Raw genomic sequence first — 23,959 nt, 5'->3', positions numbered from 1 at the left:
GATCACCTGATTTCCCGTCAGCGCTGGCTTACGCCGCCTATTTCCGGATCAGGGCGCCGGTTTCCCGGTCGAAACGGACCTGGCGCACCTGCCCGTTCTGGCCGGGAAAACCGTCGAGTGCTGCGCGCACCAGATAAGGCATGACGGCGGGCAGCGCGGCGTCGCCTTCGTACACCACGCGGGACTCGAACACGGCGCGGGGCTGACCCGGCGGGCCGCTGCGGGTATCGAGCAGGCGGAGGTTGAGCTGGCTGAACTGCACGGTGTAGGGCACGACGCGGTCGCCCACATAGGTCGGGCCGAACCGGCTGGGCGCCCAGAAACCCGGGAAATACTGGCCGGCGGCGTTGCGGCGCGGCGGGTAAAACACCAGGGGGTCTTCGTACACCGGCTGGAGGTAGGTTCTTTGCTGAGTCTGGCTGACCGTGCTCAGTTCGGCCAGCAGGCGTGCCTGCTCGCCCGCGGCGGCAGGCCGCAGCCCCAGCTTTTCCAGTTCCAGCTGCGCATAACGCTCATAGGTGGCCTGTTCCAGCTCCTGGGGCGCGCCCCATCGATTCGGCGGCGGCTTGATGAAGCTGAAGCTGCTGCCGGCCGCGTCGGCCGGCCACTGGTTGAAACTGGTGACCTGGGTGACCAGCGCGCTGGCGCAGCCGCTCAGCAACACGGCTGACAGCAGGACGGGAAAAAGACGTGCACGTGCAAGAAAGCTGTTCATATGTAATGGGATGCTGCAACCAGCAAAATGTTCCGTCCCTCCAATGCGGGCTCAAGTAAAGTAGTCTGCTCAGTTTGCGCCGCCTCTGCGGCGCCGACACCAACGAAAGTCAATCATGAAATGGGAAGGCAACCGCGAGTCGGACAACGTCGAGGACCGCCGGAGCAGCGGGGGTGGCGGCATGGGCGGGCTGATCGGCGGCCGCGGCATCGGCATAGGCACGATTGTGATCGCATTGGTGGGGGGCTGGATTTTCGGCATCAACCCGCTGACCATCCTGAGCGCGCTTAGCGGCGGCACGCCGACCGCGCAGGTGCAGCAGCAGGGGCCGGCCCAGCGTCCGCCAGCGGACGACAAGATGGCCAGTTTTGTGTCCACCGTGCTGGCCGACACCGAAGACGTCTGGAAAACCGTGTTCAGCCAGGGCGGTGGCACCTACCAGGAGCCGCGGCTGGTGCTGTTTCGCGGCGCCACCGCCACCGCCTGCGGCCAAGGCCAGGCGGCCATGGGGCCGTTTTATTGCCCGGCCGACCAGAAGGTCTACATCGACCTCGGGTTTTATGAAACCCTGCAGAAAAAGCTGGGTGCGCCCGGCGACTTTGCCCAGGCGTATGTGATTGCCCACGAGGTCGGCCACCACGTGCAGAACCAGCTGGGCATCACCGGCAAGATGGACCAGATGCGCGGCCGCGTTAGCAAGACCGAATACAACGCCATGAGCGTGCGGCTGGAGTTGCAGGCCGACTGTTTTGCCGGCTTGTGGGCGCACCATGCGCAGCGCGCCCGCGCCATCCTGGAGCAGGGCGACGTCGAGGAGGCGATGAATGCCGCCGCGAAAATCGGCGACGACGCATTGCAGCGCGGAAACGGCGGCGCCATCGTGCCCGAGAGTTTCACCCACGGCAGCAGTGCCCAGCGTGCGCGCTGGTTCAACACCGGCCTGCAGCAGGGCAGCGTCAAGGCCTGTGACACCTTCTCCGCCAGGAATTTATAGAAAAAATGGCTCCAGCCCACGTTCTGCCAGCGAAGAGTGCTATTGAATTCATAGCATGTGGACGAAGGAAAACCGGTCATCCGCAGGCCCGACCGGGCGGCGGGTCGGCAGAAATGCCTTTATTGCCCAAAGTGCGACAATAGCAGGCTAAATGACATCATCTTTTTCGAACCTTTCGCTGGCAGAACCGCTGGCCCGCGCCGTAGCCGAAATGGGCTACGAAACCATGACCCCCATCCAGGAGCAGGCCATTCCGGTCGTTCTCCAGGGCAGGGACGTGATGGGCGCCGCCCAGACCGGCACCGGCAAAACCGCCGCTTTCGCGCTCCCGCTGCTGCAACGCATGATGAAGCACGAGAACGCCTCGACTTCGCCGGCGCGCCATCCGGTGCGTGCTCTGGTGCTGCTGCCCACGCGCGAACTGGCGGTGCAGGTCGCCGAGCAGGTGAAGTTCTACGCCAAGTACACCAACCTCAACAGCGCGGTGGTGTTCGGCGGCATGGACATGAAGCCGCAAACCGCTGAGCTGAAGAAAGGCGTCGAGGTGCTGGTGGCCACACCGGGCCGCCTGCTGGACCACATCGAAGCCAAGAACACCGTGCTCAACCAGGTCGAGTACGTGGTGCTAGACGAGGCCGACCGCATGCTGGACATCGGTTTTCTGCCCGACCTGCAGCGCATCCTGAGCTACCTGCCCAAGCAGCGCATCACCCTGTTGTTTTCGGCCACCTTCTCGCCCGAGATCAAGCGCCTGGCATCCAGTTTCCTGCAGGACCCGGTGACGATCGAGGTGGCGCGCTCCAATGCCACGGCCTCGACCGTCGAGCAGCATTTCTACGCCGTCAGTGCTGACGACAAGCGCCGTGCGCTGCACCAGGTGCTCAAGTCCCGCGGCATCAAGCAGGCCTTTGTGTTTGTCAACAGCAAGCTCGGCTGCGCACGTTTGGCCCGGTCGCTGGAGCGCGAAGGCCTGAAAACTACCGCCTTGCACGGTGACAAGAGCCAGGACGAGCGGCTGAAAGCGCTGGAAGCCTTCAAAAGCGGCGAAGTCGATCTGCTGGTGTGCACCGATGTGGCCGCACGCGGCCTGGACATCAAGGACGTGCCGGCGGTGTTCAACTTCGACGTGCCTTTTAACGCGGAAGACTATGTGCACCGCATCGGCCGCACCGGCCGCGCCGGCGCCTCGGGCCTGGCGGTGAGTTTTGCGGCCGCCAGCGACCAGCGCCTGGTCACCGACATCGAAAAACTCATCAAGACCAAGATCGAGCTCGAACCCATGGAGTTCGAGGAAGACCAGCCACGCATCAAGGAGCAGGGCCGCATCAACGACGGCCGGCGCATGTACCGCGACAGCGGCGACCAGCCGGTGCGCGAGCCGGTGGAGGCCCAGCGCGACCGGCCGGAGCGCCGCGAACGCCGCGAAGCACCGCCGCCGCAGCGCCAGCAGTCCTCGCGCGACCCCTTCTTTGACAAGCCTTACGAATCCAGCCTGCCGGTCGAAGCGCAGCCGGCCTGGGAAGCGGCCGCCAAGGGCGGCGCCGCACGCGGCGTGTCGGCCAACATCAAGCCGAAGAAAAAAGTCGCTGCGCTGTTCAAGACCGGCAGCTGAGGCGACGGGCCCGCCGTCTTTCGGGACCGGGGCCTACTTTTTCCCGCGCAGGCGTCTGATGGTTTTGTGAAGCCAGCCGCGCTAAGCTGGGGGCATGATGCCCTCGATCGCCGGCCTGCGCCGCGCCTACCAACGTTCCTCTTTTCCCACCCTGTTGCGTCCGGTACGCCGTTCCGTCAACCTGTGGCTGGACGCCGACGGCCTGCGCATGAGTGCGGCCATGTCCTTCTACGGCATTCTCAGTCTCGCGCCCCTGTTGGTGCTGCTGGTGGCCGTGCTCGGCTGGTGGCTGGACCGCAGCTACATCGAAAGCAGCCTGATCCGGGAGATAGGCGGCGTGATCGGCGAGCAGGGCGCGCAGATGATCAAGCAGGCGCTGGCCAGCGCGCAGAAGCCGTCCGAGGGGATGCTGGCCTCGGGCATCGCGTTTGTGTTGCTGCTGTCGGGCGCCACCGGCGTGTTTGCCGAACTGCAGGACGCCTTCGAGCGGCTCTGGCGCCACGATACCGGCGTGCCGCCGCAACAGAAGTGGTGGTACAGCGCGTCGCTGCGCGTGCGCGGCATTGCCTACATTCTGGCCTTCGGTTTTCTGCTGCTGGTCTCGCTGGTGATCTCGGCCGTGCTGAGTTTTCTGACCAGCTGGGCCGGCTCCTACATGCCACTCGAGAGGATTGCGGTGGTGATCAACGAGCTGGTGTCCATGGCGTTTTCCGCGGGGCTGTTCGTCGCGCTGATGCGCATGAGCGCCGGGCCCAAACCCTCGCTGCGTTTCCTGGTGATGGGCGGCATTGCCGGCGGCATTTTGTTTGCGCTGGGCAAGTACCTGATGGCGATTTACCTGTCCACCGCGGCCGTGGTGTCCGCCTACGGCGCCGCCGGCTCGCTGGTGGTGCTGCTGATGTGGATCTACTTCTCCTCGGCGGTGCTGCTGTTCTCGGCCAGTGTGGCGCGCGCCCTGGCCGACGAGGCGGAACTCAGGAAGGCCGCCGCGCCGGTCGCCGCCTGACCCTTTTGCGGGCCACTGGGTCGCTATATTGTTGATAGCTGCTGGCGCCCGTGGCCATTGGGCTGCAGGCCTGAAATGTCTGAAGTTTCCGCGCCCATCAGCCCATCAGCCCGTCAGCCCGGCTGCTGGACCTGCGGACAGGGCACACGGATCAGCTCGAACTGACCGGGCTTGCTGCCCAGCCGCGCCGCCGTCAGGCAACCGCCCCAGACGCAACCGGTGTCCAGCGGCAGGGTGTTGGCCAGCAGGCCGGCCCCGCTGGCCACGGTCTCGGCGCCCAGCGTGGACCAGTGGCCAAAGGCGATGGGCACGCCGGCGGTTTTCCGGCCCGGCACGTCAAACCACGGCAGGTAACCGGGCAGCGCCGTCTGCGTGCCGCCGGTGCTGGCAAATTCCATGGCGCCCTCGGCGGTGCAAAAACGCATGCGTGTCAGGGCATTGACGATCACGCGCAGCCGTTCGGCCCCGGCCAGCGTGTCCTGCCAGTGGTCGGGTGTGTTGCCGTACATCGCTTTCAGAAAACCGGGCAGGTCGGGGCCGCGCAGCGCCTGCTCCACCTCGCCGGCCAGCGCCATGGTTTGCGCGGCACTCCATTGCGGCAACACGCCGGCGTGCACCATCAGCCAGCCGTGTTCGAGCATGGCCATGCGGCGGTGCCGCAGCCAGTCGAGCAGGGCGTCGCCGTCGGGCGCCTCCAGCACCTGCTGCACGGTGTCGCTGCGGTGCGGCTTGCGCAGCCCGTGGCGGATGCCGAGCAGGTTCAGGTCGTGGTTGCCGAGCAGGCACTGCGCCGCGTCACCCAGACCGGACAGGCTGCGCAGCACGCCCAGCGAATCCGGGCCGCGGTTGACCAGGTCGCCCAGGATGTAGAGGGTGTCGCGGCTGGGGGAAAAATCCACGCTGTGCAGCAGGCGCTGCAGCGGCTCGTTGCAACCCTGCAGGTCGCCAATCAAGTAAAGTGCCATGTGTTCATTCTGCCTTCGGATCCATGGATTTCCTCCTCATCGCCTTTTTGACCCTGCTGAACGGCGTTTTTGCCATGTCCGAAATGGCGCTGTCGGCAAGCCGCAAGGCCAGGCTCAGCGCATTGGCCGAGTCGGGCGACAAGGGCGCGCAGGGCGCGATGACGCTGCTCGACAACCCGACGCAGTTTCTCTCGTCGGTGCAGGTCGGCATCACCTCCATCGGCATGCTCAACGGCATCATCGGCGAGGCGGCCTTCAGTGGCGGCCTGTCAAGCTGGATCCAGACCTTTGGCGCGTCACCGCGCGCCGCCGACATCACGGCCACGGCGCTGGTGGTGACCATCATCACCTACGTCACGATTGTGTTTGGCGAACTGGTGCCCAAACGCATCGGCCAGCTTTACCCCGAGACGGTGGCGCGCCTGGTGTCGCGTCCGATGATGTGGGTGGCCACCGGCGCCAAGCCTTTTGTGCGGCTGCTGTCCTTCAGCACCCACAGCGTGCTCAAGCTGCTGCGTGTCGACACCGCCGGTGACCGTACCGTGACCGACGAGGAAATTGCCGCCAGCCTGGAAGAGGGCGTGGACGCCGGGCTGATCGAGGAGCATGAGCACCAGATGGTGCAAAACGTCTTTCTGCTCGACGACCGGCTGCTCACTTCGCTGATGCTGCCGCGCTCGGACATCGAGTGGCTGGACGCGAGCGACACCGTGGCGCAGGCCATCGTCAAGGCCGGCGCGACCGGGCATTCGTGGTACCCGGTGTGCCGCGGCAGCCTCGACGACGTGGTGGGTGTGGTCAACGTGGCCAAACTGCTGGCCCTGCGCGGCCAGATCCAGCCGGTCGGCGAGGAGACCGGCACCGGCACCACCCCGACGCTGGCCGACCGCATTGACACCTACGCGATTCCGGCCACGTTTGTGCCCGAAACCCTGACCGGCATGGAGCTGCTCGAACAGTTCCGCACCCAGTCCACCCGCATGGTGTTTGTGGTCGACGAATACGGCGTGGTGCAGGGCCTGATGACGCCCATGGACATGCTGGAGGCCATCACCGGCGAGCTGCAGCCCGGCGCGCAGGTGGACGCCTGGGCCACGCGCCGCGCCGACGGCAGCTGGCTGATCGACGGCGTGATGCCGGTGTCCGAGCTCAAGGTCCGGCTCGACATCCGCGAGCTGCCCGACGAGGACCGCGGCCGCTACAACACCGTGGCCGGCCTGCTGCAAAGCGTGTCGGGCCGCTTGCTGGGTACCGGCGATCTGGTGGACGCCGCGGGCTGGCGTTTTGAAGTGCTGGACCTGGACGGCAAACGCATCGACAAGGTGCTGGTCAGCCAGATTGCCGAGCCGCCGGACGAATCGGTCTAGAACAGTCAGCCTGGAAGAGCCATCGGAGAGCCGACGTTGTTATCAATGTTTTCGGCCTCCACCCCAGGCAGGACGCTCGCCACACGCTATTGATTCAATAGCATTCTGGCTTGTGGCGACTCAGGGCCGGCTGGCCGGCCGCACCGCCGGCGCCACCGTGATCAGCACTTCGTTGCCGCCAAAGTTGCTGCCCTGCATCTGCACTGTCGCCACACGTTCGGCCTTGGTGAAGGTCAGCAGGCTGAGTTTGGAAAACGAGCTCGAAGTCAGCGTCCAGCCGGCGGCGGGCAGGTTGTCGCGAAACCAGGCAAACGCCGGTTGCGCCTCGCCCGGCACCGTCAGGCTCAGCCGCCCCATCCAGGTGTTGCCCGAGCCCATGACCAGGGTGTCCTGCTGCCTGATGACTGCGCCCTGCGGCAGCGGCACGTCGCCCGCCAGCTGTTTGGCGGTAGCCTCGGTCACGGTGCTGTCACTGCCCATGGGCGTGCTGCCCATGGAACTGCAGGCCAGCAGCGCGAAGGTGGTGGAGAGCACGAGCAGGGTCTTGAGGGATGTCATGGTTGGAACCCGGTAGGCGGTGACACATTCCTGGCCGCACCGTGAGGCCGCACCAGAGGCCGCCGGCGGTCACGTCCCGGCGGGCAGGCTGCGAGATTGTAACGGGGGGTACACGCGGCAAGCAGGCGCCCGCGGCTGGGGTGGACGCGGTATCCTTGTTGGCACCACCCACCGGAACACGACACCCGGGCCGCTTCTGCCCGGAATCCCTCATGACTCCTTCGCACCGCCTCTTGCATGCCCGGCGTGCCCGGCTCCTGCCCGGTCTGCACGATGAATAACGCCCTGTGGTTCCTGCTGGTGGGCGGCCTGCTGCTGGTGATGGGCCTGACCTACACCGTCCTCAAGCGCTCGCCGGTCACGGCCGCCATCATTTACCTGGCGGTGGGGCTGCTGGTCGGCCCGAGCGCGCTCAACCTGCTGCACTTCAACCCGCTCAAGGAGTCGGCCCTGCTGGAGGTGCTGACCGAGGTGGCCGTACTGATCTCGCTGTTTTCTGCCGGCGTCAAGATGCCGGTGCCCTTCAGCTTCACCCGCTGGCGCGCGCCGATTCTGCTGGCCACCGTGTCCATGACACTCACCGTCGCCATGGTGGCGGCCTTTGCTTTCTATGTGCTGGGCCTGCCGCTGGGCGCCGGCGTGTTGCTGGGCGCGATTCTGGCGCCCACCGACCCGGTGCTGGCCACCGATGTGCAGATCCGCCATCCGGGCGACCGCGACCAGCTGCGTTTTACCCTGACCTGCGAAGCTGGCATGAACGACGGCAGCGCCTTCCCCTTCGTGATGCTGGGGCTCGGCCTGCTGGGCCTGCACGAACTCGGCGACTTCGGCCTGCGCTGGGTGCTGGTCGATGTGCTGTGGGCCACGCTGGCCGCGATCCTGATCGGCGGCGTGGCCGGCATGGCGCTGGCGCGCCTCGGCTGGAAGTTCCGGCGTGCGCCGCACCAGCACGAGTTGCTGGACGACTTTCTGGGCCTGGGGCTGATCGGCGTGGTCTATGGCTTGACGGTCATGGTGCATGCCTGGGGGTTTCTGGCCGTCTTTTTTGCCGCCGTGGCGCTGCGCCAGACCGAACTGAAGCTGGCGAGGAACGCACTCACATCCGCCGCCGTGGCCACTGAAACCGCCGAAACCGCCAGCCCCGGCGCGCCGGCCAGCGCCGCGCTCGCCGCCGATCCGGATTCGCTGCACACGGTCAGCGAGGGCTCGCTGATCTTCAAGGAACACCTGGAGCGGCTGTCGGAGCTGATGCTGGTGCTTCTGGTGGGCGGCTCGATGTTCCTGAGCTCCTGGAGCTGGCCGGCGGTGGGGCTGGCGCTGTTCCTGTTTCTGGTGGCGCGCCCGCTCAGTGTGCTGGCCGGCCTGATGTTCTCGCCGACGCCCTGGCGCATTCGCGGCATGACGGCCTGGTTCGGCGTGCGCGGCATCGGCTCGCTGTATTACCTGATGTACGCCATCCAGCACCAGCTGCCCGAAAGCCTGGCCTTGCAGATGATCCAGATGACGCTGGTGGTGGTGGCCCTGTCCATCCTGCTCCACGGGGTCAGCGTCAAACCCATGATGGGTTACTTCTGGCGGCGCAGCAAACAGACGCCGGTTCCCTGAGCCCGGTGCCTGCAGAACGTCCCGGTCCCGCCAGGGGGCAAGGGCCGCCCGCCGCGCCTGCGAGCGGGGCGCTGCGTTAAGCTGCCCGCCATGGATTCACTGACGCAAATTGCACTGGGTTCGGCCGTGACGGTGGCCGTCATGGGCCGGCGCACCGCCGTGTGGAAGGCCGCATTGTGGGGCGCGGTGGCCGGCACGCTGCCGGACCTGGACGCCTTCATCGACCACGGCAACGCCATCCTCAACATGACGCTGCACCGCGCCGAAAGCCACGCGCTGTTCTACCTCACGCTGGCCGCGCCGCCGCTGGCCTGGCTGGTCTCGCGGCTGCACGGCGAGGGCGCGCTGTTCAAACGCTGGTGGCTGGCGCTCTGGCTGGCGCTCATCACGCACCCGCTGCTCGACGCCATGACGGTGTACGGCACGCAGCTGCTGCTGCCCTTCACCAGCTACCCGTTCGGCGTGGGCAGCGTGTTCATCATCGACCCGCTCTACACCGTGCCGCTGATCGTCGGTGTGGTGGCCGCGCTGCGCCTCCAAAACACCCGCGGGCTGCGCTGGAACGCGGCGGCGCTGGTGCTCAGCACGCTCTACCTCGGCTGGAGCGTGCTGGCGCAGCAGCAGGCCACCGCGGTGGCGCGAACCTCGCTGCAGGCCGAGGGCATCACCGCCAGCGCGCTGCTGGTGACGCCCGCGCCCTTCAATACACTGCTGTGGCGCCTGGTGGCCACCACCCCTACGCAGTATTTCGAGGGCCACTACTCGCTGCTCGACAGTTCACCGCGCATCACCTGGACCGCGCACGACCGCGGCGCCGACCTGATCACCCTGCACGGCCAGGACCCGCCGGTGGCGCGCATCGCCGCCTTCAGCCACGGCTTTTTCCGCCTGTCGGAAGCGGGTGGCCGCCTGTTCGTCACCGACCTGCGCATGGGCCAGGAGCCGGCCTACACCTTCCACTTCGACCTCGGCACCGCCGCGGCCCGTGCCGCGCAAAGCCATGTGCCCACCCTCAACAGCGCGCGGCCCGATGTGGCGACGGCCTTGCCCTGGCTGTGGCGGCGCATGTGGGGCGACCCGCTGCCGCCGCCGCGGTGAGGGCCGGGGCGTGGCTTCCCTCTACTACTATTTTGATAGCTGCTTGCGTAGGTGCTGATTGGGCTGGCGGCTGATTTTGCTTGAAAATCCAGGTGGTCCGAGGCTCCTGCTAAAATTTTGGCTGGGTGTCAGCGCCTTCGCGCCAGGGCAGGTATGCGTCGGTCGGGCCGCCACGCGGAGTACCTGTGCCCATGCCTTCGACCCCTGAACCCATCCAGCTGATTGCCGCCGCCATTTTTGCGGTGGCCCTGCTGCACACTTTCGCCGCCAAACAGTTCGAGCGGCTGTCGCACCGCTACCCCCGCCACGCCGGGCTCTTTCACCTGCTTGGCGAGGTCGAGGTCGTCTTCGGCTTCTGGGCCATCGTGCTGGTACTCAGCATGGCGCTGCTGGTGGGCGGCGGCGACGCGCTGGCATACGCCGAGTCGCGCAACTACACCGAGCCGCTGTTCGTCTTCGTGGTGATGGTCATCGCGGCCTCGCAGCCGGTGCTGCGCGCAGTGATGGCCTCGGTCAACACCCTGGCCCATTACATCCCGGTACCGACGCCGATCGCCACCGCCTGGCTGGGCCTGGCCGCAGTGCCGCTGCTCGGCTCGCTGATCACCGAACCCGCGGCCATGACCATTGCCGCCCTGATGCTGGCGCCGCAGATTTTCCGCACGGCTGTGCCCGAAGGCGTGAAGTACTTCGCGCTCGGCGTGTTGTTTGTCAACGTGTCGATCGGCGGCACGCTGACCGCCTACGCGGCACCGCCCGTGCTCATGGTGGCCGCCGCCTGGCAATGGGACAGCGCCTTCATGGCGGCCAACTTCGGCTGGAAAGCGGCCATTGCGGTGCTGATCAATGCCACCGCCGCCACCTTCGTCATGCGCCGGCACCTGGGCACACCGCCCGCGCCCGAGGGCGGGGAAGCGCGCATGCCGCTGTCGGTGGTCGCTGTGCACATAGCCCTGCTCGCCGCCGTGGTGCTGATGGCGCACCACCCGGTCGCCTTCCTCGCGATCTTCCTGCTGTTCCTCGGTTTCACGCAGGCCTATGACCGGCACCAGAGCCCGCTGATCATCAAGGAAGCGCTGCTGGTCGGCTTCTTCCTGGCCGGGCTGGTGGTGCTGGGCGGCATGCAGGCCTGGTGGCTGCAGCCGATTGTGGCCAGCCTGCAGCCGCTGGCGCTGTTCATGGGCTCGCTGGGCCTGACCGCCATCACCGACAACGCGGCGCTGACCTACCTGGGCTCACTGATCGCCGGCATCTCCGACGAGTCCAAGTACATGCTGGTTGCCGGCGCAGTGGCCGGCGGCGGCCTGACCGTGATCGCCAACGCGCCCAACCCGGCCGGCGTGGCGCTGCTCAAACGCGGCTTCGCCGACGAAACCGTGGGCGCCGGCGGACTGCTGCTCGGTGCCCTGGGGCCGACGGCAGTGGCTGCGGCGGCGTTTCTGTTTCTGTAGCCGGGCAGGGTGGGCGTTGCCGGTTGCTAACTAATTGATAGCTGCTTGCGTACGTGGGAGAGGGGCTGGAGGGCGTTCATCCGAAGCATGTTTTCACGTAAGAGGGAAAGCCGATTTTCCAGGTGAAAACAGAGGCATGGTGCAATGCTTTGAAGAGAGCAGGAATCGAACATTTTCGCTGGCACGATCTGCGCCATACGTTTGCAACGTGGCATAGGGAGGCTGGCACTCCGACGCATGAACTACAGCGCTTGGGGGGCTGAAAAACCCAATCGATGGTGGAGCGGTATGCGCATGTGGCACCTGAGGGGCTGCAATTCGTGGCAGGTCGACTAGACTCGTTCTTGAAGTCCTCTGGGGCTGTCCTGGGGCAGTAGAAAAAAAGGGGTGAACGATGCAATCCGAAATGCCGATTGGAAACGTAGCCGCGATAGCGTCCATAGTAGCCGCGCTTATCACTGGTGCTATTGCGTTCATTAATTTGACGCTTAGCAAAGAGATAAAAACGTCTGAGTTTAGACAGATGTGGATTGATGCGCTACGCATCGATTTAGCTGCTTTTTTTGCGGGTGCTAGAGCGATGACACGTGCAATGCAAGAGAACGTCGCTGCAAAGGAGAGGAACATTGCTGCTCCTATGTTTGGCGCAATGACGCCCGAAAAGATTAGCGAAATTCGCTATCAGGCTGCCGAAACCTATTACTCCATCAGGCTGCGATTGAATATGGAGAAAGAAGAGCATAAGGAGCTACTTCGTTTGATGAAAATCGCACTTGATGAGCTGAATAAGTTGCTGCAATCTGATGGCGATGTGAACGCGACTTTGGCGGCTATCGACGGAGCATCGGAGTATGCCCCTCAGATTTTGAAGAAAGAATGGAAGCGGGTGAAGGCAGGGGAATTGCCTTTCAGAGTTACCAGGAACTATCTGGCTCCATTCGTGTTTGTGATACCGCTGCTAGTCGTAATCTATTTATCCTGGGGCAACGCGAAGACTGAGCTTAAGTTGCCGTGGGGAGCTGGTGCCGGCGCGGAGCTTCCCCAAGTCAAGCCTAAGTGATGCTTCTGCGGTAGCATTGACGTGTCGGTTACGAATTGACTACATGAAAAAGCCTCTGTTCCTTGCGAAACAGAGGCTTTCATTGGTGCCGGAGAGATGAATCGAACACCCGACCTTCTCATTACGAATGAGCTGCTCTACCGACTGAGCTACACCGGCGAATCCTGAATACAGCCTGCGATTATAGCCGGGCGAAACGCCCGCTCACTTGGCGTGGTAGGAGGTGACCCGTTCAACTTCGTTCTTCGATCCCAGGATCACGCTGACACGTTCGTGCAGCTTGGCGGGCTGGATGTCCAGGATGCGCTGGTGGCCGTTGGTGGCGGCGCCGCCGGCCTGCTCGATCAGCCAGCTCATGGGGTTGGCTTCGTACATCAGGCGCAGCTTGCCGGCCTTTTCGGGCTCGCGTTTATCCCAGGGGTACAGGAAGATGCCGCCGCGGCACAGGATGCGGTGCACGTCGGCCACCATGGTGGCCACCCATCGCATGTTGAAGTCCTTGCCGCGCGGGCCGTCCTTGCCGGCCAGCAACTCGTCGATGTAGCGTTTCACCGGTGCGTCCCAGTGCCGCATGTTGCTCATGTTGATGGCGAACTCTTTGGTGTCCTCGGGAATACGTACGTTCTCCTCGATCAGCAAGAATGAGCCCTGTTCGCGGTCCAGCGTGAACATAGCGACACCGTCGCCCACCGTCAGCACCAGCGTGGTCTGCGGGCCGTAGATGCAGTAGCCCGCGGCCACCTGCTTGTGGCCGGCCTGCAGAAAGTCCGCCTCGTCGACGCTGTGGTCGTCCTCGGGCATTTTCAGCACGCTGAAGATGGTGCCGATGCTGACGTTGGTGTCGATGTTGCTGGAGCCGTCGAGCGGGTCGAATAGCAGCAGGTATTCGCCCTTGGGGTAGCGATTTGGCACCACGTAGATGGTGTCCATTTCCTCGGACGCCATGCCGGCGAGGTGGCCGCCCCATTCGTTGGCCTCGATCAGCACCTCGTTGGCGATGATGTCGAGCTTTTTCTGCATCTCGCCCTGCACGTTCTCGCTTTCGGCGCTGCCCATGGCGCTGCCCAGCGCGCCCTTGTTGACGGCCTGGCTGATGCTTTTGCAGGCGCGGGCCACCACTTCCAGCAGCAGGCGCAGCTGCGAGGGAATGTGGCCGTCGATGCGCTGCTGCTCGATCAGGTAACGCGTCAGTGAAACTTTGGAACTCATGAGGACTCCAGTCGTCGAAAATTAAAAGGTCGGACGTTGCATGTCTTCCCCGCTTTTTTCAGCAGGGGCCGCGGAACCGGCTTAGCCGGGCCGCAGGCGCAGCGGCCCCCTCGGGGGGCAGCGCAGTACACGAAGTGACAAGCGTGGGGGCCACATTTATCAGTCGGCCAGGGCGCGTGTGACAACCTCGTGCGTGTCCTTGCTCAGGTCGGTACGGGCGGCAACGCGGGCAATCGCTTCGCGCGCGGCGCTGCGGTAGGGCTCGGCCAGCTTGCTCCAGCGGTCCAGCGCGCGCGCCAGGCGGGCCGCCACCTGCGGGTTGATCACGTCCAGTTCAATCACGCGTTCGCTCCAGAACACGTAGCCCGCCGCATCGGTGCGGTGAAACGCGGCCGGGTTGCCCTGGCAGTAGGTGCTGACGACGCTGCGCGCGCGGTTCGGGTTGCGCAGGCTGAAGTCGGCGTGTTTCATGAGCTGCTTCACGGCCGGCAGGATGTTGCCGCCGCGGTCCGGCGCGCTGGTCTGCAGGCTGAACCATTTGTCGATGACGAGCGCCTCGTCCTTGAACATGGCATGAAAGCGCTGCAGCGCCTCGGCGGCCAGCGGGTGGCCGCTGGACACCAGGGCGGCCAGCGCGTTGAAACGGTCGGTCATGTTGCCGGCGTCCTTGAAACGCTGGTAGGTCTTGCCGGGCCAGACCGCATCACCGCTGGCGACGGCGGCCAGGCACAGCTGCGTCAGCGCCATGCCGGCCAGCGCGCGGCGGCCCGCAGACAGCGGGTCGGGCGTGTAGGCACCGGTGTCGTGGTTGGCCGCGTACGCGGCTTCCCAGTCAGCCTGCAGCGCCGTAGCCAGCTGCAGGCGCATGGCTTCGCGCACCGCATGGATGCGCTGCGGATCGACCACGTCGAGCTGCTCGGCCATGTAGGTTTCCGACGGCAGGGTCAGCACGAGGTCCTTGAAGGCGGCGTCCAGCGCCGGGTCGCGCAGCACGCTGCGCATGGCGCCGATATAAGCATCATTCAGGGGCTGGTCGCCCACCGGATAAGCGCTGGCAGCTATTGATTTAATAGCGCTGCGCACCGCCAGCCGTTGCCCGGCCTCCCAGCGGTTGAAGGGGTCGCTGTCGTGCGCCAGCAGGTGCAGCAGCTGCGCGTCGCTGTAGTCGAACTCCAGCACCACCGGCGCGCTGAAGCCGCGCAGGATGGAAGGCACGGGTTCGACGTCCACGTTGACAAAACGCAGGGTCTCGCTGGCGCCCGTCAGCACAAAGGTGCGCGGGCCGGCCACGGCGGATGGTTCGCCTTCCAGCTGCAGCGGCAGGTCGGCACCGTCGGTGCCGAGCAGGCCCAGGCCCACCGGAATCACAAAGGGCTCCTTGGCCGACTGGCCGGGCGTGGGGGCGCAGCTTTGCGCCAGCGTCAAGGTGTAGCTGCGCGCCGCGGCGTCGTACACACCTTCGGCATGCACGCGCGGCGTGCCGGCCTGGCTGTACCAGCGCTTGAACTGCGGCAGCAGGCGCGCCAGGTCGGAGGCCGGGTTGGCGTCGGCAATGGCCTGCGCGAAGTCGTCGCAGGTCACGGCCTGGCCGTCGTGGCGTTCGAAATACAACTTCATGCCCCTGGCAAAACCGTCGCGGCCCACCAGGGTTTGCATCATGCGGACGACTTCGGCGCCTTTTTCGTAAATGGTGACGGTGTAGAAGTTGCTGATCTCGATGTAGCTGTCGGGCCGCACCGGGTGCGACATCGGGCCGGCGTCTTCGGGGAACTGCGCGGTGCGCAGCACACGCACGTCCTCGATGCGCTTGACGGCGCGGGCCGAGGCCTCGCCACACAGGTCCTGGCTGAATTCCTGGTCGCGGAAGACGGTCAGGCCTTCTTTCAGGCTCAACTGAAACCAGTCGCGGCAGGTGATGCGGTTGCCGGTCCAGTTGTGGAAGTACTCGTGGCCGACCACACTTTCGATGTTCGAATAATCGGTGTCGGTCGCGGTGGCCTGGTTCGCCAGCACGTACTTGGTGTTGAAGATGTTCAGGCCCTTGTTTTCCATGGCGCCCATGTTGAAGTCGCTGGTCGCGACAATCATGAAACGTTCCAGGTCCAGGCTCAGGCCGAAGCGTGCTTCGTCCCACGCCACCGAATGCATCAGCGAGGTCATCGCATGTTCGGTCTTGTCCAGGTCGCCGGGTCGCACATAGACCTGCAGCAGGTGGTCCACCCCGGCACGCGAGGTGATGCGCTGCTCGCGCGCGACCAGCTGGCCGGCCACCAGCGCAAACAGGTAGGCGGGCTTCTTGTGCGGGTCGACCCACTTCGCAAAGTGGCGGCCGCCTTCAAGGTTGCCCTGCTCGACCAGGTTGCCGTTGGACAGCAGCACCGGGTACTTCGCCTTGTCGGCGCGCAAGGTCACGGTGTAGCTGGCCATCACGTCGGGACGGTCCAGGAAGTAGGTGATGCGGCGAAAGCCTTCGGCCTCGCACTGGGTGAAGAAGGAGTCGTTGCTGACGTACAGGCCCATCAGCTTGGTGTTTTTGGCCGGGGCGCAGGTGGTGAAAATTTCCAACTCGAAGGGCTCGGGACCCAGCGGCAGGTTTTCCAGCACCAGCTTGTCGCCGTCCATCTTGAACGAGGTGCCCTGGCCGTTGACCAGCACACGCGCCAGGTTGAGTTCCTCGCCGTCGAGCTTGAGCGGCTGGGCCGGCACGTCGGCATTGCGCCGCAGCGTCATCTTGTTGAGTACACGGGTCTTGGCCGGGTCCAGGTCAAAACTCAGATCGACGGTGTCGATCCAGTAGGCGGGGGCAACGTAGTCTGCACGGTGGATGGCCGTGGCTTGTCCTTCACGCAGCATGGTGGGTTCCTGAAAAGTGAAAGGGGAGAGCGCGTGTATTCATCAAACGCCCTGCTTCAGTGAAGCTTCGATAAACGGGTCAAGATCGCCGTCGAGCACCTTCTGGGTGGCCGAGGTCTCGTAGTTGGTGCGCAAATCCTTGATGCGGCTCTGGTCCAGCACGTAGCTGCGGATCTGGTGGCCCCAGCCCACGTCGGTCTTGGTGTCTTCCAGCTTCTGCTGGGCTTCCTGTTGCTTTCTCAGCTCGAAGTCGTACAGGCGCGAGCGCAGGCGTTTCCAGGCCACGTCGCGGTTGCCGTGCTGCGAGCGGCCGTCCTGGCACTGCACCACGATGCCGGTCGGGATGTGCGTCAGGCGCACCGCCGAGTCGGTCTTGTTGATGTGCTGGCCGCCGGCACCGGAGGCGCGGAAGGTGTCGACCCGCACGTCGGACGGGTTGATCTCGATCTCGATCGAGTCGTCGATCTCGGGGTAGACAAACACCGAGGCAAACGAGGTGTGGCGTCCGCCCGAGGAGTCGAACGGCGACTTGCGCACCAGGCGGTGCACGCCGGTTTCGGTGCGCAGCAGGCCGAAGGCGTATTCGCCCTCGATCTTGATGGTGGCCCCCTTGATGCCGGCGGTGTCGCCCGCGGTTTCATCTTCAATCTGGGTCTTGAAGCCCTTGCGCTCGGCGTACTTGAGGTACTGGCGCAGCAGCATGCTGGCCCAGTCGCAGGCTTCGGTGCCGCCGGCGCCGGCCTGGATGTCGAGGAAGGCGTTGAGCGGGTCGGCCGGGTTGTTGAACATCCGGCGGAATTCCATCTTCTCGACTTCCAGCGCCACCTTGGCGGCGTCTTCCTCAATGGCCAGCATGCCGGCGTCGTCGCCTTCGGCTTTGGACATCTCGAAGAGTTCGGAGTTGTCGGCCAGCTCGGAGCTCAGGCGGTCGATCACATGGACCACGTCCTCGAGCGACTTTTTCTCACGGCCGAGTTCCTGGGCGCGCTTCGGGTTGTCCCAGACTTTCGGGTCTTCCAGCGCGGCGTTGACTTCGCTTAATTTACGTTCTTTGGCAGGGTAGTCAAAGATACCCCCGAAGCTCGTTGACCCGGTTGCTCAGGTCTGCGAGCTGGTTGCCGATGATATTGATGTGTTCTGCGTCCATGGGAAAGTCCTGTCCTGGTGTCTGAGGGGTCAATCCGGCATTTTCTCATGCTCCGGACCACGGGACCGCAAAAAGGCCCTGCCCGGCGGGCAAGGCCGCGGCTGCGCAGGCGGGGCCCGGGATCAGACCGCCAATGGGGCCGGGGGCGTCAGCGGCAGGGTGACGGTGAACTCGGCGCCCGCGCCCTGACTGCTTTCCACGTTGATGCTGCCGCCGTGCGCCCGCACGAGCTGGCGGGTGATGAACAGGCCCAGGCCCAACCCGCCGGTGCCGTCGTCGCTGGCAACACGCGAGAACTGCTCGAAAATGCGCTGCTGGTCAGCGGGGGAAATGCCGCGCCCGTGGTCGCGCACCGAAATGCAGGCACCCTGGGGCAGCAGGCGCAGGCTGACCTCCACCGGTTTGCCCTCGCCGTAACGCAGCGCGTTGGTCAGCAGGTTGATGACCACCTGTTCGATCCTGAACTCGTCCCACTGGGCCGTGACCGGCTGGCCGGCATCCAGGGTGATGGGGCTGCCGGCGGCCGCGGCCTGCTGGGCGAGGTTCTCCACCACACGGGTCAGCAGGGCCGCCACCTCCATTGGCGCGGGCCGGATCGACAGCTGCTTGCTGTTGATGCGCGAGGCATCCATCATGTCGTCGATCAGGCGCATCATGGCCTCGACCTGGCGCCGGTCACGTGCCACCATGGCTTGCAGATAGGGCACATCGAAAATGTCCGCGCGGCCCCGGTCCAGCTGCATCTTGCGCAATTGCGACTCCAGGTACAGCGTGTTGAGCGGCGTGCGCAGTTCGTGGGTGGCCATGGAGATGAAGTCGTCGCGGGTGCGCACGGCCGCCTGCAGGTCGCCCTGCGTGACTTTCAATTGCTGCATCAGCAGCTCCTGCTCCTTGCGGCTTTTCTCCAGCGCCACGACCTGCTGGCGGGTTTCCATGCGCTGGTTGTACAGCTCCACAAAAACGTTGACCTTGCTGCGGACGGCATCCACGTCCAGCGGCTTGTAGAGAAAGTCCACCGCGCCGGTTTCGTAACCGGTGAAGGCGTAGTTCTGCTCCTTGCCGGCGGCGGTGACAAAAATAATGGGAATCTGCCGGGTTTTCTCGGTGCCGCGCATCAGCCCGGCCAGCTCGAGGCCGCTCATGCCCGGCATCTGCACGTCCAGGAGGGCCAGCGCAAACTCGTGTTCGAGCAGCAGGTCCAGCGCTTCCTCGCCGGAGCTGGCCTGGTAGATTTCCCGCCCATCCCGCCGGATCAGCGCATTGAGCGCCAGCAGGTTGCCGGGCAGATCGTCGACGATCAGGACTTTCGCAACGTCAGGTTTTCGCATGGTTGTGATCGAGTTGGATGAGCAGTTGCCGGATACGTTCCAGCGTGAGAATCAGATTCGGCTTGAGCTTGCGGATGGCCGCCAGCGGCATGGTGGCTACCTGGGCTTCTGCCGGGTCCTGCACCGCGGTGAGGCCGCCGCGCTGCTTGATGCGGGCCAGGCCGGCGGCACCGTCAAAATTCGCACCGGTGAGCAGCACGCCGGCCAAGCCGGGGCCATAGGCATCGGCGGCGGACTCCATCAGCACGTCGATCGACGGCCGTGAATAGTTGACGGGTTCTTCGCAGCTGAGCGAGAAAGTATGGTCTGTCTCGATGGACAGGTGATAGCCTGACCCGGCGAAATACAGGGTGGCCGGGGCGATGCTTTCCTTGTCGGCGGCCTCGCGCACGGTCATGCCCAGCCTTTGCTGGAAGACATCGGCCAGCCGGCTGTCGCGCTCTTTCGGCAGATGCAGCACCGCGATGATGGGCAGCGAAAAGTGCGCCGGCAGTCCCGACAACAAGGCCAGCAAGGCGTGCACCCCGCCGGCCGAGGCGCCAATCACCACGGCTTCGACGGCATGCCTGGCGGCGACTTGCTGGATATCCATGAGAGCGCTCAAATCTCCAGCTTGCGGAAAATCCGCTCTGGCCGGTCCAGCGACTCAAAATGCCCGGCATGGGCCGAGAAGTCGATGCTTTCCTTGCTGCCCAGGCCCATGAAGCCGCGGTGGCTCAGCGACTCGTGAAACAGGCCCAGCGCGCGGTCCTGCAGCTTTTTGTTGAAATAAATCAGCACGTTGCGGCAGAGTACCAGCTGGGTTTCCGAAAACACGCTGTCCGTGGCCAGGCTGTGGTCGGCGAAGGTGACGTTGTCGCGCAGGGACTTGTCGAAAACCGCGGCGTCGTAAGCGGCCGTGTAGTAGTCGGAAAACGCCTGCTGGCCGCCGGCGGCCTGGTAGTTGGCGGTGTGGCCCTGGATGCTGGCCAGCGAAAAAATGCCCTGGCGCGCCTTGGCCAGCGACTTCGGGTTGATGTCGGTTGCATAAATCAGGGAGCGGTCGAGCAGGCCTTCTTCCTTGAGCAGGATGGCCAGCGAATAGACCTCCTCGCCGGTGCTGCAGCCTGCGATCCAGATTTTCAGCGAGGGGTAGGTGCGCAGCACGGGCACGACCTGCTGGCGCAGGGCCAGGAAGAACGAGGGATCGCGAAACATCTCGCTAACGGGAATCGTCAGGTACTGCAGCAGCTGCATGAAGACGGCGGGGTCCTGCTCGGCGGCCGCCTGCAGGGCCGGGATCGTCGGGTAGCCGAGCTGGGCGAGCGCCTTGATCACCCGCCTTTTCTGCGATGCCCCCGCGTAGTCGCGAAAATCGTAGCTGTACTGGCTGTAAATGGCCTGCATCAAAAGGTGCAGGTCGGCTTCAGAATGCTCATCGGCGGGATCGCTGCCGGGGGCGCGTCCGGGTGCTGGCGAGTGGATCTCAGGTTTCTTGGGCATTCAGCTGCGGTCCTTGGCTGGCATCCACACGCGAAGCAGGGAAAAGAGGCGGTCCAGGTCAATCGGCTTGGCCAGGTAGTCGCTGGTGCCGGCCTTCAGGCATTGCTCCTGGTCGTCCTTCATGGCCTTGGCGGTGACGGCAATGATGGGGAGCTTCTTGAAGCGTGCATCCTTGCGGATGCGGCGCGTGGCCTCCAGCCCGTCCATGCCCGGCATCATGATGTCCATCAGCACCAGGTCGATGCCGGCGATCTCGTCGAGCTTGCTGATCGCCTCGAAGCCGTTGCGGCCGATCTCGACCCGCATGCCCTTTTGTTCCAGCGCGCTGGTCAGGGCAAAGATGTTTCGTGCGTCGTCGTCCACCACCAGAATTGTGCGGCCATCAAAGGCGGTGTCCCGGCTGCGCAGGCTTTTGAGCATGATCTGCCGATCGGCCGACAGCTCCGACTCGACCTTGTGCAGGAAGAGGGTGACTTCATCGAGCAGCCGCTCGGGTGAGCGAGCGCCCTTCATGATGATGGCGCGTGAATACTTCAGCAGTTCGGCTTCTTCCTCGCGGGTCATGTCGCGTGCGGTATAGACAATGACCGGGGGGAAGGAAGAAATTCCCTCGGCCGACATGCGCTCGAGCAGCTCGTGGCCCAGCATGTCGGGAAACTTCAGGTCCATGATCATGCAGTCAAACACGGTGCTGGCGAGCAGCCCGAGCGCCTCACCGCCCGTCGCGACCGCGGTGATCTCGACGTCGCTGTCGCCATCGCCAATCAGATGCACGACGCTGGCACGCTGCAGCGCATCGCCCTCGACCAGCAACACGCGCTTGAATTTCTGGGCCAGCTTGTCGCTCAGCTTCTGGAAAACGTCCTTGAGCTGCTCGCGCGTGGTCGGCTTGAGCGCGTAACCAATGGCGCCCATCTGCAGGGCTTCCTCGCTGAGGTCGTCGCCGGACACCACATGCACGGGGATATGCCGTGTCCTTGAATCTTCCTTGAGCCGCTGCAACACGGACATGCCCGGACGGTCCGGCAGGCCCATGTCGAGCAGCACGGCATCGGGCACAAACTGCATGGCCAGCGCGTAACCGTCCTCGGCGCCGTGGGCCACCAGGCAGTGGTAATTCATCTCACGCGCCAGGTCGTAGAGGATCTGCGCAAAAATAATGTCATCCTCGATCACCAGCACCAGGCGGTCGCCACGCTCCAGATGCCTGTCGTCGGCAAAAGCCGCGGCGGGAACGGGTACCGGCAGGGGGGCGGGCACCAGCACCGGCGCCGGGTTGCGGAGTCGGCCGGGCTTGCGCCGGGCTGGTTTCATGTCAGGCTGTGGCGCCAGCGCTGGGCTCCATTCGCAGGGCAACAGCAGGGTGAAGGTGCTGCCCCCACCCTCGCTGCTTTCCACCGACAGGGAGCCGCCCAGCAGGGTGGTCAGGTCGCGTGAAATCGACAGGCCCAACCCGGTGCCGCCATAACGCCGGCTGGTCGTGCCGTCGGCCTGGCGGAAGGCGTCAAAAATCAGTTGCTGCTGGTCGGGGCGGATGCCGATGCCCGAGTCGCGCACGGAAAAGGCAATGACGCCCTGCGGCTGCAGCGAGACGCGCAGGCTGACCTCGCCGGCATCGGTGAACTTGATGGCGTTGGAAAGCAGGTTTTTCAGGATCTGCTCGACACGCTGGCGATCGGTTTTCAGCGTCGCCGGCGTGCCCGATTCGATGCGGATGGTCAGGGCCAGGTTTTTCTGCCCGGCCAGCGGCTCGAATGTGTCTTTCAGCGAATCCACCAGCGTGCCCACGACCATGTCCTCGGGAGACAGCTCCAGCTTGCCGGCTTCGACCTTGGAAATGTCGAGGATGTCGTTGATCAGGCTGAGCAGGTCGTTGCCGGCCGAAAAAATCGACTGTGCAAACCGGACCTCTTCCGGGTCGAGGTGGCCCTTGGAGTTGTCGGCCAGCAGCTTGGCAAGAATCAGCGAACTGTTCAGCGGCGTGCGCAGCTCGTGCGACATGTTGGCGAGGAACTCTGATTTATAGCGGCTGGCCCGGCTCAATTCGGTGGCGCGCTCCTCGAGCAGGGTCTGGGCCTGGTTGAGTGCCGCATTCTTGTGGTCCAGCGACAGGGCCACTTCGGACAGCTGTTCGTTGTTCTGCTCGAGTTCGGCCTGCTGGTTTTCCAGTGTGACCTGGTACTCCTTGAGCACGCGCGACTGTTCTTCCAGTTCCTCGTTGGTGGTGCGCAGCTCTTCCTGCTGGACCTGCAGCTCTTCATTGAGCTCCTGGGACTGTCCGAGCACGTCCTCCAGACGCCGGCGGTAAAGCGCCGCGTGGAGGGAGTTGCCGATGTTGCCGGCAATCAGGGTGACGAATTCCAGGTCGCGCGGAGCCAGTTCCCGCAGGAAGCCGAGTTCGACCACACCGTTGACGAGTCCGTCGTTGTGCACCGGAACCACCAGCACATGGCGGGCCGACCCCTGGCCCAGGCCGGAGCTGACCTTGAGGTAGCTGGCCGGCAGGTCATCGAGCTGCAGCACCCGGTTTTCGAGGGCCGCCTGGTTGACCAGGCCTTCCGCATCCTGCGACTGCCCGGCCTCGCTGCTGTCATGCGTCATGCCGTAGGCGGCCACACGTTGCAGCCGTCCATCTTCCTGCCGGACATACAGGGCCGCCACCGCCACATCGAGGTAACGCGCCAGAAACTCCAGCACGCTGCGGCCCAGCGACTCGATGGCGTGCTGGCCCAGGGTGTGCTCGGCCAGTTGCCGCTGGCCGGTGCGCAGCCAGAGCTGCTGGCCCAGCAGCAGCGCCGTGGCCGCTTGCTTGTCCTCCGCGTCGGCGTAGGTTTCCGACAAACGATGCAGTTCGCGGTGCCCGAGCAGCGCCAGCAGGCCACTCAGCCCCAGGCTGAACAGCAGGTAGGCTGCCATGCCCCAGGCCGTGTTGCTGCGCGCTTGCGTGTTGCGCTCCTGCAGCAGGCGCTCTTCAATGTTGATGAATTCCGAGAATTCGCGCCGGATTTCGTCCGTCAGGCTTTTCCCGCCGGCCGAGCGTACCGGCGCCTGGTAGTCGAGGTCCTTGCGCCGCAGATTGACAATCGCCTGCGCAAACTCGTTCCACTGCGTCTGCAGCGCGGCGATGCGCCTGAGCCGGCTGACCTGGTCGGGGTTGTTGTGCACCAAGCCGGCCAGTGTGTCGGTTTCCGCGGCGATGCGGGGCTTGCCGATTTCAAAGGGCTTGAGCAGGGGTTCTTCACCGGTGACCAGGTAGCCGTACATGCTGGCTTCCATGTCGGCGCCCAGCTTGGCGATCTGGTTGGCGCTGCTGATGGCCCGCTCGGCCTGCTCGACCCCGCCCAGGGCGGACAGGAGATAAAAGATGAGGCCGACAAAAACGGCGGCACTGAGGGCGCCGACGCCCACCGGCAGGCTGACATTGCGCGTCAGGATGCGGCGGAAGTTTTCCTGCTGGATGGCGCTGGGTGCGTTCATGAGTCTTCCACGCGCCAGGCGCAATAAAACTT

Annotated in this window: 19 protein-coding genes and 1 tRNA gene; 9 read left to right on the top strand and 11 right to left on the bottom strand. The window is 64.8% G+C overall.

The genetic code is table 11. The features are described from left to right. Positions 1–37: 37 nt before the first annotated feature. On the bottom strand, positions 38–715 hold the full coding sequence (locus AAG813_RS00935) for a DUF4136 domain-containing protein (protein WP_341910859.1): 678 nt from the start codon (positions 713–715) through the stop codon (positions 38–40). 115 nt (positions 716–830) lie between these two features. Between AAG813_RS00935 and AAG813_RS00930 the strand changes: the two genes are divergently transcribed. From AAG813_RS00930 to AAG813_RS00920, 3 genes are all read left to right on the top strand, one after another. Continuing rightward, a complete protein-coding gene (locus AAG813_RS00930) occupies positions 831–1,709 on the top strand; it encodes a neutral zinc metallopeptidase (protein WP_341910856.1) in 879 nt (292 codons plus the stop codon). Positions 1,710–1,860: 151 nt separating this feature from the next. Beyond that, positions 1,861–3,321 (top strand): DEAD/DEAH box helicase, encoded by a 1,461-nt coding sequence (locus AAG813_RS00925; RefSeq protein ID WP_341910854.1) that lies wholly within the window; start codon positions 1,861–1,863, stop codon positions 3,319–3,321. 97 nt (positions 3,322–3,418) lie between these two features. Then, positions 3,419–4,327 carry a YihY/virulence factor BrkB family protein gene (locus AAG813_RS00920; protein ID WP_341911085.1) on the top strand — a complete coding sequence of 303 codons (909 nt, stop codon included), beginning with the start codon at positions 3,419–3,421 and terminating at the stop codon, positions 4,325–4,327. Positions 4,328–4,440: 113 nt separating this feature from the next. Here the strand turns inward: AAG813_RS00920 and AAG813_RS00915 are convergent, their stop codons facing one another. Further along, entirely contained in the window at positions 4,441–5,292 is an 852-nt protein-coding gene (locus AAG813_RS00915; protein WP_341910852.1) for a symmetrical bis(5'-nucleosyl)-tetraphosphatase, read from the bottom strand. Between the two features lie 23 nt (positions 5,293–5,315). Between AAG813_RS00915 and AAG813_RS00910 the strand changes: the two genes are divergently transcribed. Then, positions 5,316–6,659, top strand: a complete 1,344-nt coding sequence (locus tag AAG813_RS00910; RefSeq protein WP_341910850.1) for a hemolysin family protein — start codon at positions 5,316–5,318, stop codon at positions 6,657–6,659. Between the two features lie 120 nt (positions 6,660–6,779). Here the strand turns inward: AAG813_RS00910 and AAG813_RS00905 are convergent, their stop codons facing one another. Further along, positions 6,780–7,217 carry a hypothetical protein gene (locus tag AAG813_RS00905; RefSeq protein WP_341910846.1) on the bottom strand — a complete coding sequence of 146 codons (438 nt, stop codon included), beginning with the start codon at positions 7,215–7,217 and terminating at the stop codon, positions 6,780–6,782. 273 nt (positions 7,218–7,490) lie between these two features. Here AAG813_RS00905 and AAG813_RS00900 point away from each other — a divergent pair, with 273 nt between their 5' ends. From AAG813_RS00900 to AAG813_RS00880, 5 genes are all read left to right on the top strand, one after another. Further along, positions 7,491–8,822, top strand: a complete 1,332-nt coding sequence (locus AAG813_RS00900; RefSeq protein ID WP_341910844.1) for a cation:proton antiporter — start codon at positions 7,491–7,493, stop codon at positions 8,820–8,822. Between the two features lie 90 nt (positions 8,823–8,912). Further along, entirely contained in the window at positions 8,913–9,920 is a 1,008-nt protein-coding gene (locus tag AAG813_RS00895) for a metal-dependent hydrolase (protein WP_341910843.1), read from the top strand. A 191-nt stretch (positions 9,921–10,111) separates the two neighbouring features. Beyond that, the gene (locus AAG813_RS00890; protein ID WP_341910842.1) at positions 10,112–11,371 is read left to right on the top strand and encodes a putative Na+/H+ antiporter; all 1,260 of its coding nucleotides are present in this window, start codon (positions 10,112–10,114) and stop codon (positions 11,369–11,371) included. A 122-nt stretch (positions 11,372–11,493) separates the two neighbouring features. Then, positions 11,494–11,634, top strand: a complete 141-nt coding sequence (locus AAG813_RS00885; protein ID WP_341910839.1) for a tyrosine-type recombinase/integrase — start codon at positions 11,494–11,496, stop codon at positions 11,632–11,634. 131 nt (positions 11,635–11,765) lie between these two features. Further along, positions 11,766–12,431, top strand: a complete 666-nt coding sequence (locus AAG813_RS00880) for a hypothetical protein (protein ID WP_341910836.1) — start codon at positions 11,766–11,768, stop codon at positions 12,429–12,431. Positions 12,432–12,514: 83 nt separating this feature from the next. On the opposite strand, the gene AAG813_RS00875 is transcribed toward AAG813_RS00880, so the two are convergent. The 8 genes from AAG813_RS00875 to AAG813_RS00840 form a co-directional block, all read right to left on the bottom strand. Then, positions 12,515–12,590: transfer RNA gene (locus tag AAG813_RS00875), tRNA-Thr, on the bottom strand. A gap of 45 nt (positions 12,591–12,635) precedes the next feature. Further along, positions 12,636–13,640: a class 1 fructose-bisphosphatase gene (locus AAG813_RS00870; RefSeq protein WP_341910834.1), complete on the bottom strand. Its 1,005-nt coding sequence runs from the start codon at positions 13,638–13,640 to the stop codon at positions 12,636–12,638. A 159-nt stretch (positions 13,641–13,799) separates the two neighbouring features. Continuing rightward, positions 13,800–16,493, bottom strand: coding sequence for an aminopeptidase N (pepN, locus tag AAG813_RS00865; protein ID WP_341910831.1), 2,694 nt, complete (start codon positions 16,491–16,493; stop codon positions 13,800–13,802). Positions 16,494–16,535: 42 nt separating this feature from the next. Continuing rightward, a protein-coding gene (gene prfB, locus AAG813_RS00860; RefSeq protein ID WP_300513193.1) for a peptide chain release factor 2 occupies positions 16,536–17,640 on the bottom strand; the annotation gives its coding sequence in 2 pieces (ribosomal slippage) (positions 16,536–17,558 and positions 17,560–17,640; 1,104 coding nt in all). A 122-nt stretch (positions 17,641–17,762) separates the two neighbouring features. Then, the gene (locus AAG813_RS00855) at positions 17,763–18,968 is read right to left on the bottom strand and encodes a hybrid sensor histidine kinase/response regulator (protein ID WP_341910825.1); all 1,206 of its coding nucleotides are present in this window, start codon (positions 18,966–18,968) and stop codon (positions 17,763–17,765) included. Further along, positions 18,955–19,560: a chemotaxis protein CheB gene (locus AAG813_RS00850; protein WP_341910822.1), complete on the bottom strand. Its 606-nt coding sequence runs from the start codon at positions 19,558–19,560 to the stop codon at positions 18,955–18,957. The genes AAG813_RS00855 and AAG813_RS00850 overlap by 14 nt, the downstream gene beginning before the upstream one ends. A gap of 8 nt (positions 19,561–19,568) precedes the next feature. Continuing rightward, positions 19,569–20,450 carry a protein-glutamate O-methyltransferase CheR gene (locus tag AAG813_RS00845; protein WP_341910820.1) on the bottom strand — a complete coding sequence of 294 codons (882 nt, stop codon included), beginning with the start codon at positions 20,448–20,450 and terminating at the stop codon, positions 19,569–19,571. Continuing rightward, positions 20,451–23,927, bottom strand: a complete 3,477-nt coding sequence (locus tag AAG813_RS00840) for a response regulator (RefSeq protein ID WP_341910818.1) — start codon at positions 23,925–23,927, stop codon at positions 20,451–20,453. It abuts the gene before it with no gap. Positions 23,928–23,959: the final 32 nt, after the last annotated feature.

Source organism: Polaromonas sp. YR568 (assembly GCF_943371715.1).
Taxonomy (GTDB): Bacteria; Pseudomonadota; Gammaproteobacteria; order Burkholderiales; family Burkholderiaceae_C; genus Polaromonas.
Note: the sequence above shows the minus strand (reverse complement) of the source record. Positions and strands in the feature narration are given on the sequence as shown.